Below are 15,727 nucleotides of genomic sequence, written 5' to 3' on the forward strand. Positions count from 1 at the left end.
GGTCCCCCCTCATCGCCCCGCCCCCGCCGCGAGCCGTCGCGCGGCGTCGCACGCACCCGCGGGGTCGTCCGGTGACGACACCGTGATCTGCAGCGACTCGGTCACCATTCCCCCGGACGGGGCCCGGTATGCCCGGTGCGGGATCGCCGCGGTGCACCCGTTCGCGAGGCCGTTGTCGGAGTTCGGGACGACGACGGTGCGCCCGTCCGGCTCCGTCGCGGGGCCGAGCCCGCCGGTGCGGTAGATCGCCGCCTGGACGGCGACGCCGCGCGGGTCGCCCCACCGGCAGCCCCAGTCCGCCCAGCCGTGGACGGCGGCGCGGGGGTCGAGGCCGAGCACGCGCGGGTCGACCAGCGCGCAGGCGCTGCGGTGCGTCAGGGCCTCCGGGGGCTCCGGCGCCCGGCGCGGCAGACCGGCCTGCAGCGCGGCGAGCGCCCCGTCGACGGCGGGCTCGACCAGCGCGCACGGCTGCGGGCCCGTCGCCGCGAGGTCGACGGCGCGACCGTCGGGGAGGACGACGAGGCGCTCGCACGCGGCGTCGTCGGTGCCGCGGACGACGACGAGGTCGCCGAGGGTGCGCAGCGGCCGCGCCGCGTGGGACGAGACCTCCGCGAGCTGGGCGGTCACGATCGCGCCGGACTCCTCGATCGTCCCCGCGACCGGTCCGATCACGGCCGCGCACTGCTGCGGCAGCCGGAAGTCGCCGAAGATCGTGGCCGCCGCCCCGAACGTGCTCGCGGCCAGCGGCGCGCACGGGTCCGCGGTGCGGGGGTCGCCGATCGGGTCCTGCGGCGGGCGGCCGCTCCCCGTGAGCGCGACGACCGTCGCCACCACGGCCATCAGCACCACCGCCCCGATCCCGGCGGTCAGCACGATGCCGAGCCGGTGGCGGCGGTGTCGTTCGTCGGGGTCGGGCGCCACGCGCACCGTGGGTCCGTCGTCGATGGCGTTCATGACGGCGAGGGTGGGTGCTCCTGCTCGGGACCCCTCCCGAGCCGTCGTACCCTCCTCCGGGTGACGACCCCGACCGCGCCGGCCCCGTCCGTCGACCGGTGGAGCGTCGGGTTGCTGATCGCCGTGGTCGTCGGCCAGGCGGTCCTCACGTGCGCCGCGATCGCACCGACCCTGAACCTGCCGGGAGCGGTGCTGGCGCTGGTCCTGACCCTCGTCCTGATCGGGGTCCAACTGGGATACGTCAGCCGTCCGGCGGTGCGGCGGACCCGCGAGGGCACGGTGATCGCCCTGCTGCTGCTCGCCTGTCTGGTGTACGTCCCCGCGATCGCGCTGACCGGCGCCTGGATCGCCTTCGCCGGGTTCCTCGCCGGAAGCCTGTCGCTGCTCCTGCCCGGACGCCTCGGGGTCGGCGGGTTCGCCGTCGTGGTCGTGAGCGCCGTCGCGGTGGGGTTCGGACTCGGCGGCGCGTCCGCGCCCGCGAGCCTCTTCGTGGGCCTGTCCACCGGCCTCGCCACGGTCGTCACGGGGCTCGTGATCCACGGCCTCACCCGGCTCGTCGCGCTCACCCGGAGGCCGGCCGTGGTCGCGACCGCGGAGGAGCCGGCCGCGGTGGAGCAGACCGCGGACGAGGCCCTGGACGACGAGGTTCCGCCGGTTCCCGGGGTCGCGGCACCCCTGGCCACCGAACTCGACGCCGCCCGCTCGACGCTGGACGCCGCGGGCGTCGACCTCGCGGTGCTGGGCGAGGACGCCGATCTCCCGGACGAGGTCGGGGCCCTGTTCGCCGACCTGCTGCGGGAGACCGTGGCGAACCTGCAGCGGCACTCCGGACCGACGGCCTGCCAGATCACGATCGCCCGCCGCCGGGAGGAAGCGCGTCTCGTCGTCACCCACGACGGCGCGGACGGGCCGTCGGACGAATCGGCCCTCGAGGGCCTCCGGGAGCGCTTCGCGGAGCACGACGGCACCGTGCTCCTCGAGAAGGACGGCGACGAGTTCACCGTGGCCGGGCGGCTGCCGATCCGGCAGTCGGCGCCCGAGCCCGAGTCGGAGGTAGAGCCCGAGCCGGAGGGCGAGCCTGAGTCGGAGGCCGAGCCCGAGTCGGAGGTAGAGCCCGAGCCGGAGGGCGAGCCTGAGTCGGAGGCCGAGCCCGAGTCGCAGGCCGAGCCCGAGCCGGAGGGCGAGCCGGAGCCCGACGTCGAACCCGAGTCGGACGGCGAGCCCGAGTCGGACGGCGAGCCCGAGCCGAAGGGCGAGCCTGCGGAGGCCGAAGCCGCGGAGGCCGAACCCGGGTCGGCGACCGAGACGCGGACCTGACGAGCGAGCACCCTCGGCGCTCCTCGGCAGGGATTTCCACCGCAGGTGCTCGTTGATCATGGCCCACGATCCGCCAGGATGGCGTCGTGGCGATGGACGACGACGCACGGGCGGACCGGACGGCCCGGGCGGTGGCCGCGGCGCGGGCCGTCGCGGAGGAGCACGGGATCGCGGTCGAGGCCCCGGCGGTGCTCCACGACCTGTTCTCGGTCGTCGTGCACCTCGCGCCCGCGCCCGTCGTCATGCGGATCCCGACGGTCCTCCCGCCGTCACGTCGGGCCGATCCGGCACGCACCCTGGCCGAGCGCCGGGACGAGATCGCGGTCTCCGTGGCGCTGGGTGACCTCGGCTTCCCGACGACGAGGCCGAGCCCCCTGCTGCCGGCCGTCCCGTTCGAGCTCGACGGCTTCGTCATGACGGCGTGGGAGCACGTGGCGGTGCTGCCGGACGCCGAGCTCGACGACTCGCCCGGCTACGTCGCGGACCTGCACGCGGCGCTGCGGGGCATCGACCTCCCGAGCCTGCCCTTCCTGGTGTTCTGGGACGACTGGCTCACCGAGACCCTCGACCTGCTCGCCGACCTGCCGGAGATCCTCGCCCCCGCCGACCTCGCGCTCGCCCGCCGCGAGTACGAGCGCATCGACGAGGTCTTTGGCTCCCCTGAGGCGTTCGCCGCCGCGTTCCCGCACGCGGGTGTCCAGCCGATCCACGGCGACGCGCCCACGCACAACGTGCTGCTCACGGCCGACGGTCCCGTCGTCACGGACCTGGAGCACACCTGCCGCGGGCCGGTCGAGTGGGACCTCGCGATGACCGGGCCGGAGTTCGTGAGCGCCTACGACTCCGCGGCGGTGCTGCGGGGCGGCCGCCCGGCCGACCGCGAGCTGCTGGCGCTGTGCGAGTCGGCCCGGTGGCTGCAGATCGTGTGCTGCCTCGGGCTCGCGCCCTGGTCCCCGCCCGCGCTGGTCGAGGGCATCGTCCCGCTCGTGGCGACCTGGCGGGACTACGTCAGCGCGACGTAGTAGGCCCGCGCCCGGTCGAGGACCTCGGTGTGGTCGGCGCGCTGGCGGGCCGCCTCCTCCGGCTCGTCGGCGAACCGGCCGTGCTCGTCGAGGTGACGTCCGAGGCGGTCGAGGAACTCCAGGCACCACGCGGCGTCCGCCGCCCGGGCGATGCGGGCGCCGTCGACCTCGACGTGCACCGGGGTCGTGTGGGCGAAGACCGGCATCTCCGGCGCGAGCGGGTGCGGGCTTCCCTCGAACGCCGCCGCGAGCCAGCCCGGCTCGTCGACGCGCACCGTCGTGACGAGCTCCGGCTCCTCGGTCTCCGCGATCACGCCGTCCGGCCCGACGAGCCGCAGCACACCGGGGTACCGACCGTGCACCCGGAGCCGGACCGGCAGGTCGCCCCCGACGACGACCGCGCCCGGACCACACCCGGCCACGTCCGCCGTCAGGAACGGGCCGTTGGTGGCGAGGGTGCGACCGGCCGCGACCGCGCCCTGGAACGCGTCGACCGACACCGGGGCGCCGGCGAGGTCGGCGTACATCCGGCCCCAGCCCGGCGGGTTGGACGCCACGCCGGGCCCGTGGGCGAAGGACAGGAACACGTCGCTCCCGGCCGTGGCGGCGAGCCGGAGGCCGCAGTTGAGGAGGCGGCGGTAGAGCAGGGCGGTCGGTCGCGGGTCCCAGCAGTGCACCAGGTCGATCGCGTCGACCAGGCCCAGGGCCGCGTCGACGACGAGCGCCCGGGCCTCCGGCATGCGCGCGATCGCGAACATGTCCTCGACGTCGGCGAAGACCGGGTGGGCGTACCCGACGGTGGCGTCGCGGGCGCGCAGGTCGGCGCACGCAACGGCGTTGGGTGGCCAGTCGTGCGGGTGCTCCGCGCCCTCGTGCCCGGTCTGGTAGCGCCGCGGCGGGCTGGTCGGGCCGAGGGCGTGCACGTGCCCGAGGAGGTCGTTGCGGAACTCCACACCGGCGCGGGCCACGGACCCGTCGTCGTGCCAGAGGTCCTCGCCGACGGTGTGCTCGAGCAGCTCCCGGTCGTAGACCCGGGCGCCGGAGAGGTTCCCGGCGGTGAGGTTCATCAGCGCGAGGTCCTCACCGCGCTGCATCACGCGCGCCTGGCCGGGAGCCACGACGAGGTCGCCGGAGTAGTTGAGGTGCACGTGCAGGTCGGCGGAGCGCCAGCCGTCGGCGGCCGGGTCGTGGGTGCGGGCCAGGGCGGTCTCGACGACGGGGCGCTCGCATGGATCGACGACCGTCGTCTCCGGTGCGAACTCCGGGCCCCGCGCACAGGTGATCGTCAGGGGTGCGGCGGGCACCGTCAGGGTGGCCTCGCGGGCGTGGAAGAACGGGCGGTGCCCGCCGTCCCACTTGGGCGGGACGCCGTCCGGGAACCAGGCGCCGCCGGTCCCGTCGACGACGGACCACCGCGACCCGTCGTCGGCCCGCAGGGTGAGCTCGACCGCCTCGCGCACCTCCACCGCGGGGACCTCGACGCCGTCCACCCGGATCGTCGGGTGCGCACCGTCGACCTCGAGACCGTCGAGCACGATCCCGGACGGCGGGACGGCGACGTCGTCCCCGTCGACGGCGACGACGCTGCCGGGCGGGGCCTCGAGCAGGAGGTCCACCGGGGTCGTCCGCCCGCGGACCGCGAGGCGCCGGGCACCGTCGGGAACGGGCCCGCCCACCACCACGTGCAGCACGCCCGCGTCGCCGTCGCCCAGGACCGAACGGACCGCGGCCGCCCAGTCGCCGGTCTCGGCGGCCGCCGTCATGACGTCGCCGAGACGGGAGAAGCGCGCGCAGCGGAAGAAGTCCGGCAGGTCCTCGCCGCCCCAGTCCCACCCCCGTTCGGCGAGCAGGCTCCGGTAGTGGGCCAGCGCCTCGATCACCGCCGGAGGGAGATCCAGCGCCTCGTCGTCCTGGCAGCACACGTCGTTCAGCCTGGCAGAGCGGGATCGGTGAGCAGGAGCTGCAGCAGCCGCTCCAGCTCGGCGCGGTCGTGCTCGCCGAGCCCCGCGAACACCCGGTCCGCCTCCTGGGCGCGCGCGTGCCGGATCTCCCCGGCGAGGGTCACGCCGGTGTCGGTGACGACGACGAGGGTGGCGCGCCGGTCCGCGGGATCGGTCTCGCGGCGCACGAGGCCGCGCTCCTCCAGCGCGTCGACCACCTCCGTCGCGCTCCGTGGCGCGATGCCGAGGTGTCTCGCGAGAGCGCCGGGGCGCACGGAACCGTGGCGCATCAGCGTCCCGAGGGCGCGCAGCTGCGAGGGCGTGACGTCGTAGGGCGCGAGGGCATCCCGCCAGGAGTGCCGCAGCCGACGGGCCACGGCCCAGAACAGGTCGCCGACCGAGGTGGGTTCGCCGTCCTCCACGGGAACACCCTAGCGGAAGACGCTGTTGTAGCCTCATGATGAGGTTACCTCAGTAACGAAGGAGATGCCCCTTGCCCCGCCCCTCAGAGATCTCCCGTGAGCAGCGCGCCCGCGACCGCGAGCAGGCCAAGCAGGTCTCGCTGCGCCGGATCGCCCGGCTGTTCGCCCCCCACCGGTACTCGCTCGCCGTCGTGATCGCCGTCATCGTGGTGTCGTCGATCGTCGGCCTGGCGTCGCCGTTCCTGCTGCGCGAGGTCATCGACGTCGCGCTGCCGCAGCGCGACGTCCGCCTGCTCGTGTGGCTCGTCGTCGGGATGGTCGCGGTCGCCGCGGTCACCGCCGCGCTCGGCGTCGTCCAGACCTGGATCTCCACCGCCGTCGGCCAGCGGGTGATGCACCGGCTGCGCACGGACGTGTTCGCCCACCTGCAGCGCCTGTCCCTCGGGTTCTTCACCCGCACCCGCACCGGCGAGGTGCAGTCGCGGATCACCAACGACATCGGCGGCATGCAGTCCGTCGTCACCTCCACCGCCACCTCCATCGCGGCCAACCTGACGACGGTGATCGCGTCCGCAGTCGCGATGGTCGCCCTGTCCTGGCAGCTCTCGCTCGTGACGCTGCTGGTGCTGCCCCCGGCCGTGCTGCTCTCGCGGCGCGTCGCCCGGCTGCGGCGCACCATCACCGCGCAGCGCCAGCGCGAGCTCGCCGACCTCAACGTCACCATCGAGGAGGGTCTGTCGATCGACGGCGTCCGCCTCTCGCGCACGCTCGGCACCGGCGACGCCCTCGTCTCCCGCTTCACCGACTCGTCCCTGCGCCTGACCGACCTGGAGCTGCGCAGCCAGCTGGCCGGCCGCTGGGTGATGGCGACGATGTCGATCGTCTTCGCCGCGATCCCGGCCCTGATCTACCTCGGTGCGGGCCTGCCGTGGACGGCGGGCGCGCTCTCGATCGGCACCCTGGTCGCGTTCACGACGCTGCAGGCCGGGGTGTTCCGGCCGCTGTCCGCGCTGCTCGACGTCGGGGTGAACGTGTCGGCCTCGCTGGCGCTGTTCGCCCGCATCTTCGAGTACCAGGACACCGTGATCGAGGTCGAGGAGCCGGAGCACCCGGTCGACCTGCCCGAGCCCCGCGGCCACCTGCGTCTCGAGGGCGTCACGTTCGCGTACCCGGGCGCCGACCGACCGGCGCTGGACGACGTGTCCCTCGACCTCCCCGCCGGCACCACCCTCGCGCTCGTGGGGGAGACGGGCAGTGGCAAGTCCACGCTCGGCTCGCTGGTCGCCCGGCTGCACGACCCGGACGCCGGCCGCATCACGATCGACGGCGTCGACCTGCGCGACCTGCGCCTGGACGACCTCGCCGCGATCGTCGGCGTCGTCAGTCAGGAGACCTACCTGCTGCACGACACCGTGCGGGAGAACCTGCGCTACGCGAAGCCGGACGCGATCGACGACGAGATCGAGGCCGCGGCCCGCGCCGCGCAGGTCCACCACGTGATCGAGGCCCTCCCCGAGGGCTACGACACCGTCGTCGGGCCCCGCGGCCACCGCTTCTCCGGCGGTGAGCGCCAGCGCCTGGCCATCGCCCGCACCCTGCTGCGCAACCCGCGCGTGCTGGTGCTCGACGAGGCCACGTCCGCGCTGGACACCGCCACCGAGCGCGCGGTGCAGGAGGCCTTCGACGCCCTCGCCGCGGGCCGCACCACCCTGACGATCGCCCACCGGCTCTCCACCGTCCGCGACGCCGACACGATCGCGGTGCTCGACCACGGCCGCGTCGTGGAGTCCGGGACGCACACCGACCTGGTGTCCGAGCACGGCCGTTACGCCGAGCTCACGGCGGCGTGAGACCCACCAGCACGTCCACCAGCGGACCCGGCCGCAGCTGGGCCCCGACGTGCGAGGTGGCCAGCTCCGCCGTCGTGAACGGCTCGGCCAGGACGGCGTCGGCCTCGGCGACGAACCGGTCCTGCAGGGCGGGCAGGACCGCGCGGTCGGCCGCCAGTCGCACGTAGGTGTGCGGCAGGCGGCCCCAGCGCGCCGGGTCGACCCGCACCGCGTCCTCGTCGATCGCGAGCGACTCCCGCCGGTCCATCGTCGCGAGGACGGCGAGCAGCTCGGCCCGGGTGCCGTCGGCGAGCAGGGCCTCCTGGAGGGCGTCGAGCGCGCCGGGGTCGGTCGTGCCGAAGTCGACCCGCAGCTCGCCCACCTCACCCGGGTCGGCCGTGAGCAGCCGCGGGGCGAGCGCGTCGAGCGCCGAGGGCTCGGGCGTGACGTAGGTGGACGGCCCGCCGGTGACGCAGCACCACGCGGAGACGTAGACGACGTGGGCCAGCAGCTCGGGGACCTCGTTGGCCACCGCGGTCGCCGTGAGCCCGCCGCGACTGTGCGCGACCAGCACCACGGGCCCGTCGAGCGCGCGGACCACATCGGTGACCGCGGCGACGTCGTCGTCGGTGGAGATCCCCACCATCCCGGTCTCCCGGGCGTCGAGGCCGTGCCCGGGCAGGTCGACGGCGAGGGCCCGGTGCCCGCGCAGCGTGAGCTCGCGCGCGACCGGGCCCCACGCGGCGGCGGTCGAGAACGCGCCGTGGACGAGGACGTACGTGATCGATGACAAGGGGCACTCCCGGGAGGTCGGACGGACGCGACGGCGGGGGCTCAGATCACGGCGCGGACGATAGGGCCTGCGGTGACGACCGGTCCACCGGGTTCCGACCGCTTTCCACCGCCCGGCGGCAACCGGTTGCGTGGACCGTCCCGACACACGCCGCGACCCATTACGGTGCCGCCATGGCGCCGAGCGACTACGAGATCCGCGCCGACGGTGCACGGGCGGTGGTGACCGGTGTCGGCGCCGGTCTGCGCGCGTTCACCGTCGGCGGCGCACACCACGTCGAGACCTACGAGGGCGACCCGCCGATGGGCGCCGGCTGCGTGCTCATCCCCTGGCCGAACCGCACCGCCGGCGCCCGCTTCGACTGGGACGGCACCACCCGCGAGCTCGACGTCACCGAACCCGCCCGGGGCAACGCCATCCACGGCCTCGTCCGGAAGCGGCCGTGGTCTCTCGTCGAGCACGCGGACGACGCGGTCACCCTGGCGATCGACGTCCCCGCCGAGCACGGGTGGCCCCAGCCGCTGCACGTCGAGACCACGTACGCGCTGGAGCCGACGCAGCTCACCGTCACCCACGTCGTCACGAACACCGGCGACGGCGACGCGCCCGCCGGCGTCGGTACGCACCCCTACCTGCGGGTGGGCGACCACCCGAGCGGCGAGTGCACCCTCACGGTCCCCACGGCGACCGTCCTCGATGTCGACGACGCGCAGATCCCCGTCGGCCCGGCCCGCGAGGTGACGCCGGAGGAGTCGCTGCGCCGGCCCCGCCGGGTCGCCGACCTCCGGCTCGACACCTGCTTCGGTGTCCGCCGCGGGGTGGCCGGCGTGCTGGCCGAGCTGCACGCGCCCGACGGCACCGGCACCCGGCTGTGGGGCGACAACAACGTCGGCTGGGTGCAGGCGTTCACCCCGGACAGCCCGTTCGGGCGTCCGGGGAAGGCCGTCGCCGTGGAACCGATGACCTGCCCGCCGGACGCGCTCAACTCGCGCACGGACCTCGTCGTCCTGCAGCCCGGCGCGACCTGGACCGTGCGGTGGGGACTGGAGGCGTTGTCATGATCGTGTCCGGAGACGGAGCGCAGCGGAGCTCGACCATCGTGTCCGCGGGTGAGGCCCTCGTCGACCTCGTGCCCACCGAGCAGCGGCCACTCGCCCCGCTCGCACCGCGGCTCGGCGGCGGGCCGTACAACGTCGCCGTCGGGCTCGGGCGCCTCGCCGTCCCCACGGCGATGCTCACCCGGCTCTCCACCGACGCGTTCGGCGATGCGCTGGCCGTACGCCTCACGGACTCCGGCGTCCGCACGGACCTGCTCCAGCGCGGCGACGAGCCGACCACGCTCGCCGTCGTGACCGTCGACGAGGCCGGCCACGCCCGCTACTCCTTCCACGTCGAGGGCACCGCCGACCGCCTCGTGGCCGATCCGGGCGACCTCGACGCGGCCGCGCTCGCCGTCGGGACCCTGTCCCTGCTCCTCGAGCCGGGTGCGTCGGTCTACACCGAGCTCGCCCGCCGCAGCGCCGAGCGCGGCGTGTTCGTGAGCCTCGACCCGAACATCCGGCCGGCGCTGGTCACCGACCCCGACACCGTCCGGGGCCGGCTGGACGCCCTGGCGGGCGTCGCGGGCCTGGTCAAGCTCTCCGACGAGGACGCCGCCTGGTGGGGCCGCGAGCCGGAGGAGCTGCTGGCGGCCGGTGCCGGGGCGGTGGTCGTGACCCGTGGGGCCGAAGGGCTCCGGGCCTTCACGACGGCGGGTGTGGTCGAGGTCCCGGCCGACACGTCCCGCCCCGTCGTGGACACCATCGGCGCGGGCGACTCGGTGCACGGCGCCCTGCTCGCCCACCTGCACGACCACGACCTGCTCACGCGGGACGCGGTCGCCGACCTGGACGCCGACGGCTGGCGGGAGGCGCTGGGCTTCGCGGCCCGTGTGGCGGGGTGGACGGTCTCGCGGGCGGGCGCCGAGCCTCCGACGCGGGCCGAGCTCGCAGGAGACGGGGCGACCCCGTAGGACCGGGGGTGACCGGTTCCACTGCGGTCGTCGGCGTTTCCCGTGCTGCGGTGATCGCGGCGCGGGCGCTACGGTTCGCGCAGCGTACGACGCCCCACACCCGCGGGAGTTCGCCCCGGGAGTGACGCCGCTCCGGCGCGGTGACCGACCGTCCCCGTGTGCGGTCCGGCGCCGCCCCCTCTCCCGCACGAGAAGCGTGAGAGGGATGCATTCGATGGCCGACGACGGCGAGAAGCGCACCGCGACCCTGTCCTACCCGGGCGGGGAGCACACGATGGAGATCGTCGAGGCCACGGAGGGCTCGTCCGGGATCCAGCTGGGCAAGCTCCTCGGCGAGACCGGTCTGATCACCCTCGACCCGGGCTTCGTGAACACCGGGTCCTGCCGCTCCGACATCACCTACATCGACGGTGACGCCGGCATCCTGCGCTACCGCGGCTACCCGATCGAGCAGCTGGCGAAGAACTCGACCTTCGTCGAGACCAGCTACCTGCTCATCCACGACGAGCTGCCGACGAAGACGCAGCTCGAGAACTTCACCGACCAGATCCAGCGGCACACGATGCTGCACGAGGACCTGAAGAAGTTCTTCGACGGCTTCCCCGCCGACGCGCACCCGATGCCGGTGCTGTCCTCCGCGGTCTCGGCCCTGTCGACGTTCTACCAGCGCTCGCTGGACCCGTTCGACGAGCCGAACGTCGACCTCTCGACGGTCCGCCTGCTCGCGAAGGTCCCGACGCTCGCGGCCTACGCCTACAAGAACTCGATCGGGCAGCCGTTCCTCTACCCGGACAACAACCTGTCCCTGGTGGAGAACTTCCTGCGGATGACGTTCGGGCTGCCGGCGGAGAACTACGACGTCGATCCCGAGATCGCCAAGGCCCTCGACATGCTGTTCATCCTGCACGCCGACCACGAGCAGAACTGCTCGACGTCGACGGTGCGGCTGGTCGGCTCGTCGCAGGCCAACCTGTTCGCCTCGATCTCGGCGGGCATCAACGCCCTGTTCGGCCCGCTGCACGGCGGCGCCAACGCGGCCGTCCTGACGATGCTCGAGAACATCCGCGACAACCACGGCAACACCGACGACTTCGTCGCGAAGGTCAAGAACAAGGAGCCCGGCGTCCGCCTCATGGGCTTCGGGCACCGGGTCTACAAGAACTACGACCCGCGCGCGGCCATCGTCCGCGACACCGCCCGCGGCATCATCGAGAAGCTGGGCGGCGGCGACGAGCTGCTCGAGATCGCGACCAAGCTCGAGGACTACGCGCTCAACGACGAGTACTTCGTCGAGCGCAAGCTCTACCCGAACGTCGACTTCTACACCGGCCTGATCTACCAGGCGATGGGCTTCCCGACGGAGATGTTCACCGTCCTGTTCGCGATCGGGCGCCTCCCGGGCTGGATCGCCCACTGGCGCGAGATGATCGAGGACCCGGACACCCGCATCGGCCGCCCGCGGCAGGTCTACACCGGCCCGACCGAGCGCGACTTCGTGGCGCTGGACCAGCGCGGCTGACCTGAGCGAAGGGCCCCATCGGTCGGATAGACGGGTGGTGGGCGCCCACCGCCCACGGTTGCCGGGTTGAGCGAACGGCCCCATCGGTCGAGTAGATCGACCGGAGGGGCCCTTCGCTCGTGTCCGGACGCTTCCCGACGGCGGGTGCGGGTACCTGGGTCGCATGGCTTCCGAGGACACCGCCGTGGTCTGGTTCCGCCGCGACCTGCGCGTGCGCGACCAGCCGACGTTCCTCGCCGCGCGGGAGCGCGCCGGGCGGGCGCTGGGCCTGTTCGTGCTCGACCCGACGCTCCTGGAACCCGCCGGGCCGCGGCGCACCGCGTTCCTGTACCGCTGCCTGCGGGCCCTCGACGACGACCTCGGCGGGCGGCTGCTGGTCGTCAAGGGCGACCCGGCCGACGTCGTCCCGAAGATCGCGAAGGCCCTGGGCGCGGGCAGCGTCCACGTCGCCGCCGACTTCGGCCCCTACGGCCGGCAGCGCGACGAGGCCGTCGAGAAGGCGCTCGGGGACGTCGAGTTCGTGCGCTCCGGCTCGCCGTACGTGACCGAGCCCGGCAGCATCACCAAGTCCGACGGCGACCCGTACAAGGTCTTCACGCCGTTCTCCCGCGAGTGGGCCAAGCGGATCGGCGACGCGACGCCCGCGGACACCGACGCGAAGACCCTCAGCTGGATGGACCCGTCCGACAAGGACGGCGGACCGCGCGCGGTCAAGGTCCCCGACGACCCGAAGCTCGACGCCGAACTCCCCGAGGCGGGGGAGAAGGCCGCCCGCGAGCAGTGGGAGGCGTTCGTCGACGAGCACCTCACCGACTACGACGAGATGCGCGACCGTCCCGACCGGCCCGGCACGAGCCGGATGAGCGTGCACCTCAAGTACGGCACCGTGCACCCGCGCACCCTGCTCGCCGACGCGCGCGGGAACGGGAAGGGCCCGACGTCGTTCCGCAACGAGATCTGCTTCCGCGACTTCTACGCGCACGTGCTGTGGTGGTTCCCGCGCAGCGCGCGGGAGAACTTCGACCCGAAGTTCGCGTCGATGAAGCTCGACACCGGCAAGGACGCCCAGCAGCGCTTCGCGCGATGGCAGGAGGGGCGCACCGGCTACCCGGCCATCGACGCCGCGATGCGCCAGCTGAGCGGCGAGGCGTGGATGCACAACCGGATGCGGATGGCCGTCGCGTCGTTCCTGGTCAAGGACCTGCACCTGCCGTGGTGGTGGGGCGCGACGCACTTCATGAACCTGCTCGTCGACGGCGACCTCGCCTCCAACCAGCACGGCTGGCAGTGGGCCGCCGGCACGGGCACCGACGCCGCGCCGTACTTCCGCGTCTTCAACCCCGTCACCCAGGGGGAGCGGTTCGACCCCCAGGGCGACTACGTGCGCCGCTGGGTCCCCGAGCTCGCGGGGATCGAGGGCAAGAAGGTCCACCAGCCGTGGAAGGCCGACGAGCCGCCGACGGACTACCCGGAGCCCATGGTGGACCACAAGGCGGAGCGGCAGGAGGCGCTCGACCGGTTCAACGCCCTGTAGGCCTACCGCCCGGTGAGGGCGTCCCGCCACGACACCCGCGCCCCGGTCCGCAGCACCGACCGCGCGTAGATCCGCCCGCCGAGCCACAGCACGAACGCGGTGAACGCGAGCGTCAGCACGAACCCCAGGGCCACCTGCCACACCGGGACGTCGCCCACCGCGATCCGCGCGGGCAGGATCAGCGGCGTCCACGGCGGCACCAGCGACAGCACGGCCAGCGCGGTCGACTCGGGCGCGGAGATGATGAGGTTGAAGCCCGCGACGAAGCCGATCAGCACCACGATCGACACCGGCGTCAGCACGCTCTGGGTGTCCTCCTGCCGGGAGACCAGCGACCCCAGCGCCGCGTAGACCGTCGCGTACAGGGTGAAGCCGATCAGGTACCAGACCAGCACCGACACCAGCGTCGGGACGAGCCCTGCGCCCGCGACCAGCAGGCCGGCGCTCCCCGCGACCGCCAGGCCCACCCCGCCCAGGATCACCAGCTGCGTCAGCCCCACCGCGCCGAGGCCGAGCACCTTGCCCAGCAGCAGCTGCCACGGCCGCACCGTCGCCAGCACGATCTCCACCACCCGGCTCGACTTCTCCTCGACCACCCCCTGGGCGACCATCGCGCCGTAGGTCTGGATGGAGAAGAACAGCAGGAACGCGCCGAACGCGCCGAGCCCGATGCGCAGTCCGGACGCCGGGTCCTCCGGCCGGGCGGCCACGACGACCGGTTCGGCCGCCGCGACGGCGGCGTCCGCGGCGGCCGGGTCGGGCAGCAACTGCTGCTGGGCGACGAGGCTGGTCGCAACGGTGACGACGGAGCCGGTGCCGCCGCCGAGCGAGCGGTCGACGTCGACCCGGGGACGCGTCGGCGGCCCGGACAGCGATGCGTCCGCGTCGCCGGAGGTCACGAGGGCCAGGCCGGCCGCGGCGTCCGGCACGGGCAGGACCTGCACGATCCGGCCCTGGTCGTCGGCCGCGGTCCGGAGGGCCGGGGTGATGGCCTCGGTCTCCGCGGCGACCGCGATCCGCGAGGTCCCGGAGTCGCCGGCCCCGCTGAGCGAGCCGACGAACAGCGAGTAGCCGACGAGGATCAGCAGGATCACCGCGGTCGACACCACGAAGGCCCGTCCCCGGACCCGTGCCAGGTACTCGCGGCGCGTGATGAGCAGGATCGTCCTCATGCCGCGTCCCTCCCGGTGACCGTCTCCCGGAACAACTCGGCCAGCGACGGGCGCCGGCGCGTGAACTCGTGGACCGGCCCCGTCGCGAGGGCGGCGCGCAGCAGGGCCTGGTCGTCGGAGTCGGGCGCCAGGGCGACCACGGTGCGGCCGTGCTCGAGGTGGCTCGCCGTGACACCCGGGACGGCGTCCGCCCAGCCAGCCGGCGCGTCGGGCGCGTGCACGACGACGCTGCCGCTCCCGGCGCGCAGCTCGTCGACCCCGCCCTCGACGACCATGGTGCCGTCGCGGACGATCCCGACCCGGTCGCAGAGCCGTTCGACGAGCTCGAGCTGGTGGGAGGAGAACACCACCGGCGCGCCCGCGTCGGCGCGTTCCCGCAACACCTCGCTCATCACGTCGACGGCCACCGGGTCGAGCCCCGAGAACGGCTCGTCGAGGACCAGCACGTCGGGCTCGTGCACGAGGGCCGCCGCGAGTTGGACCCGCTGCTGGTTGCCGAGGCTGAGCTTCTGGACCTCCTCGCCCACCCGCTCCGCGACCCCGAGCCGCTCGGTCCACCGGGTCGCCGCCGCGCGGGCCTCGGCGGCCGAGAGACCGTGCAGCTCGGCCAGGTAGCGCAGCTGCTCGCCCACCGCCATGCGCGGGTAGAGCCCGCGCTCCTCGGGCATGTAGCCGATCCGCCGGCGGCGGGCGGCGTCGATCGGGCGCCCGTCCAGGCGCACCTCGCCGGCGTCGGCCGCGAGCACCCCGAGGACGATCCGCATCGTCGTGGTCTTCCCGGCGCCGTTCGCGCCGACGAACCCGAAGAGCTCTCCCGGGCGCACGGCGAACGTCATCTCCTGCAACGCCCGGACCGCGCCGTAGTGCTTCGAGACGCCGTCGACCTCGAGCACCTGATCACTGTCCCGGTCGGTCGGGTGGCTGTCCACCGGAGCCGCTCCACCCGATCGTGATCAGGTCGAACCCGCGCGGGGGCTCCCTGATCGCCCCCGACGGAGCAGCATGACGAGCCGGGTCTTCGGCGGAGGGGGTGCGGGTGCGGCTGCTCGTCGTCGGGGTCGTGACGATCGCCCTGCTGGCCGCGGCGGCCCCGCTCGCGATCAGCCAGGCCCCGCGGCTGCACTCGCCGGGGCTCGCGATCGTGGCGTTCGCGGTCGCGGGGCTCGCGCTGCTCGTCGGCCTCGCCCTGCTGCTCCGCGCGGCCGTCCTGCTCC

Annotated in this window: 13 protein-coding genes; 7 read left to right on the forward strand and 6 right to left on the reverse strand. The window is 74.2% G+C overall.

The features are described 5' to 3' along the window. Positions 1 to 9: 9 nt before the first annotated feature. Positions 10 to 954: a hypothetical protein gene (locus tag QRT03_RS07405; RefSeq protein WP_286051881.1), complete on the reverse strand. Its 945-nt coding sequence runs from the start codon at positions 952 to 954 to the stop codon at positions 10 to 12. A gap of 60 nt (positions 955 to 1,014) precedes the next feature. On the opposite strand from QRT03_RS07405, the gene QRT03_RS07410 reads away from it, so the two are divergent. Together QRT03_RS07410 and QRT03_RS07415 are read left to right on the forward strand one after the other, a co-directional pair. Beyond that, positions 1,015 to 2,271: a sensor histidine kinase gene (locus tag QRT03_RS07410; RefSeq protein ID WP_286051882.1), complete on the forward strand. Its 1,257-nt coding sequence runs from the start codon at positions 1,015 to 1,017 to the stop codon at positions 2,269 to 2,271. Between the two features lie 92 nt (positions 2,272 to 2,363). Beyond that, positions 2,364 to 3,293, forward strand: a complete 930-nt coding sequence (locus QRT03_RS07415) for an aminoglycoside phosphotransferase family protein (RefSeq protein WP_286052086.1) — start codon at positions 2,364 to 2,366, stop codon at positions 3,291 to 3,293. Here QRT03_RS07415 and QRT03_RS07420 read toward each other — a convergent pair. Together QRT03_RS07420 and QRT03_RS07425 are read right to left on the reverse strand one after the other, a co-directional pair. Then, positions 3,275 to 5,215: a CehA/McbA family metallohydrolase gene (locus QRT03_RS07420; RefSeq protein ID WP_286051883.1), complete on the reverse strand. Its 1,941-nt coding sequence runs from the start codon at positions 5,213 to 5,215 to the stop codon at positions 3,275 to 3,277. The genes QRT03_RS07415 and QRT03_RS07420 overlap by 19 nt on opposite strands. A 5-nt stretch (positions 5,216 to 5,220) precedes the next feature. Then, positions 5,221 to 5,655 (reverse strand): MarR family winged helix-turn-helix transcriptional regulator, encoded by a 435-nt coding sequence (locus tag QRT03_RS07425; protein WP_286051885.1) that lies wholly within the window; start codon positions 5,653 to 5,655, stop codon positions 5,221 to 5,223. A gap of 71 nt (positions 5,656 to 5,726) precedes the next feature. On the opposite strand from QRT03_RS07425, the gene QRT03_RS07430 reads away from it, so the two are divergent. Beyond that, positions 5,727 to 7,505: an ABC transporter ATP-binding protein gene (locus QRT03_RS07430; RefSeq protein ID WP_286051886.1), complete on the forward strand. Its 1,779-nt coding sequence runs from the start codon at positions 5,727 to 5,729 to the stop codon at positions 7,503 to 7,505. Here QRT03_RS07430 and QRT03_RS07435 read toward each other — a convergent pair. Further along, positions 7,492 to 8,277, reverse strand: a complete 786-nt coding sequence (locus QRT03_RS07435) for an alpha/beta fold hydrolase (protein ID WP_286051887.1) — start codon at positions 8,275 to 8,277, stop codon at positions 7,492 to 7,494. The genes QRT03_RS07430 and QRT03_RS07435 overlap by 14 nt on opposite strands. 173 nt (positions 8,278 to 8,450) lie before the next feature. Between QRT03_RS07435 and QRT03_RS07440 the strand changes: the two genes are divergently transcribed. The 4 genes from QRT03_RS07440 (at position 8,451) to QRT03_RS07455 (ending at position 13,341) form a co-directional block, all read left to right on the forward strand. Beyond that, positions 8,451 to 9,338, forward strand: coding sequence for an aldose 1-epimerase family protein (locus QRT03_RS07440; RefSeq protein WP_286051889.1), 888 nt, complete (start codon positions 8,451 to 8,453; stop codon positions 9,336 to 9,338). After that, positions 9,335 to 10,288 (forward strand): carbohydrate kinase family protein, encoded by a 954-nt coding sequence (locus QRT03_RS07445; protein ID WP_286051890.1) that lies wholly within the window; start codon positions 9,335 to 9,337, stop codon positions 10,286 to 10,288. The genes QRT03_RS07440 and QRT03_RS07445 overlap by 4 nt, the downstream gene beginning before the upstream one ends. A gap of 214 nt (positions 10,289 to 10,502) precedes the next feature. Continuing rightward, positions 10,503 to 11,807: a citrate synthase gene (locus QRT03_RS07450; RefSeq protein ID WP_286051891.1), complete on the forward strand. Its 1,305-nt coding sequence runs from the start codon at positions 10,503 to 10,505 to the stop codon at positions 11,805 to 11,807. A gap of 163 nt (positions 11,808 to 11,970) precedes the next feature. Beyond that, positions 11,971 to 13,341: a cryptochrome/photolyase family protein gene (locus tag QRT03_RS07455; RefSeq protein ID WP_286051892.1), complete on the forward strand. Its 1,371-nt coding sequence runs from the start codon at positions 11,971 to 11,973 to the stop codon at positions 13,339 to 13,341. Positions 13,342 to 13,343: 2 nt separating this feature from the next. On the opposite strand, the gene QRT03_RS07460 is transcribed toward QRT03_RS07455, so the two are convergent. Both QRT03_RS07460 and QRT03_RS07465 read right to left on the reverse strand, forming a co-directional pair. Then, the gene (locus QRT03_RS07460; RefSeq protein ID WP_286051893.1) at positions 13,344 to 14,513 is read right to left on the reverse strand and encodes an ABC transporter permease; all 1,170 of its coding nucleotides are present in this window, start codon (positions 14,511 to 14,513) and stop codon (positions 13,344 to 13,346) included. After that, on the reverse strand, positions 14,510 to 15,349 hold the full coding sequence (locus QRT03_RS07465; protein WP_286052087.1) for an ABC transporter ATP-binding protein: 840 nt from the start codon (positions 15,347 to 15,349) through the stop codon (positions 14,510 to 14,512). The genes QRT03_RS07460 and QRT03_RS07465 overlap by 4 nt, the downstream gene beginning before the upstream one ends. Between the last annotated feature and the right edge of the window lie 378 nt (positions 15,350 to 15,727).

It is taken from the genome of Actinomycetospora termitidis, assembly GCF_030286555.1.
GTDB classification, from domain to species: Bacteria; Actinomycetota; Actinomycetes; order Mycobacteriales; family Pseudonocardiaceae; genus Actinomycetospora; species Actinomycetospora termitidis.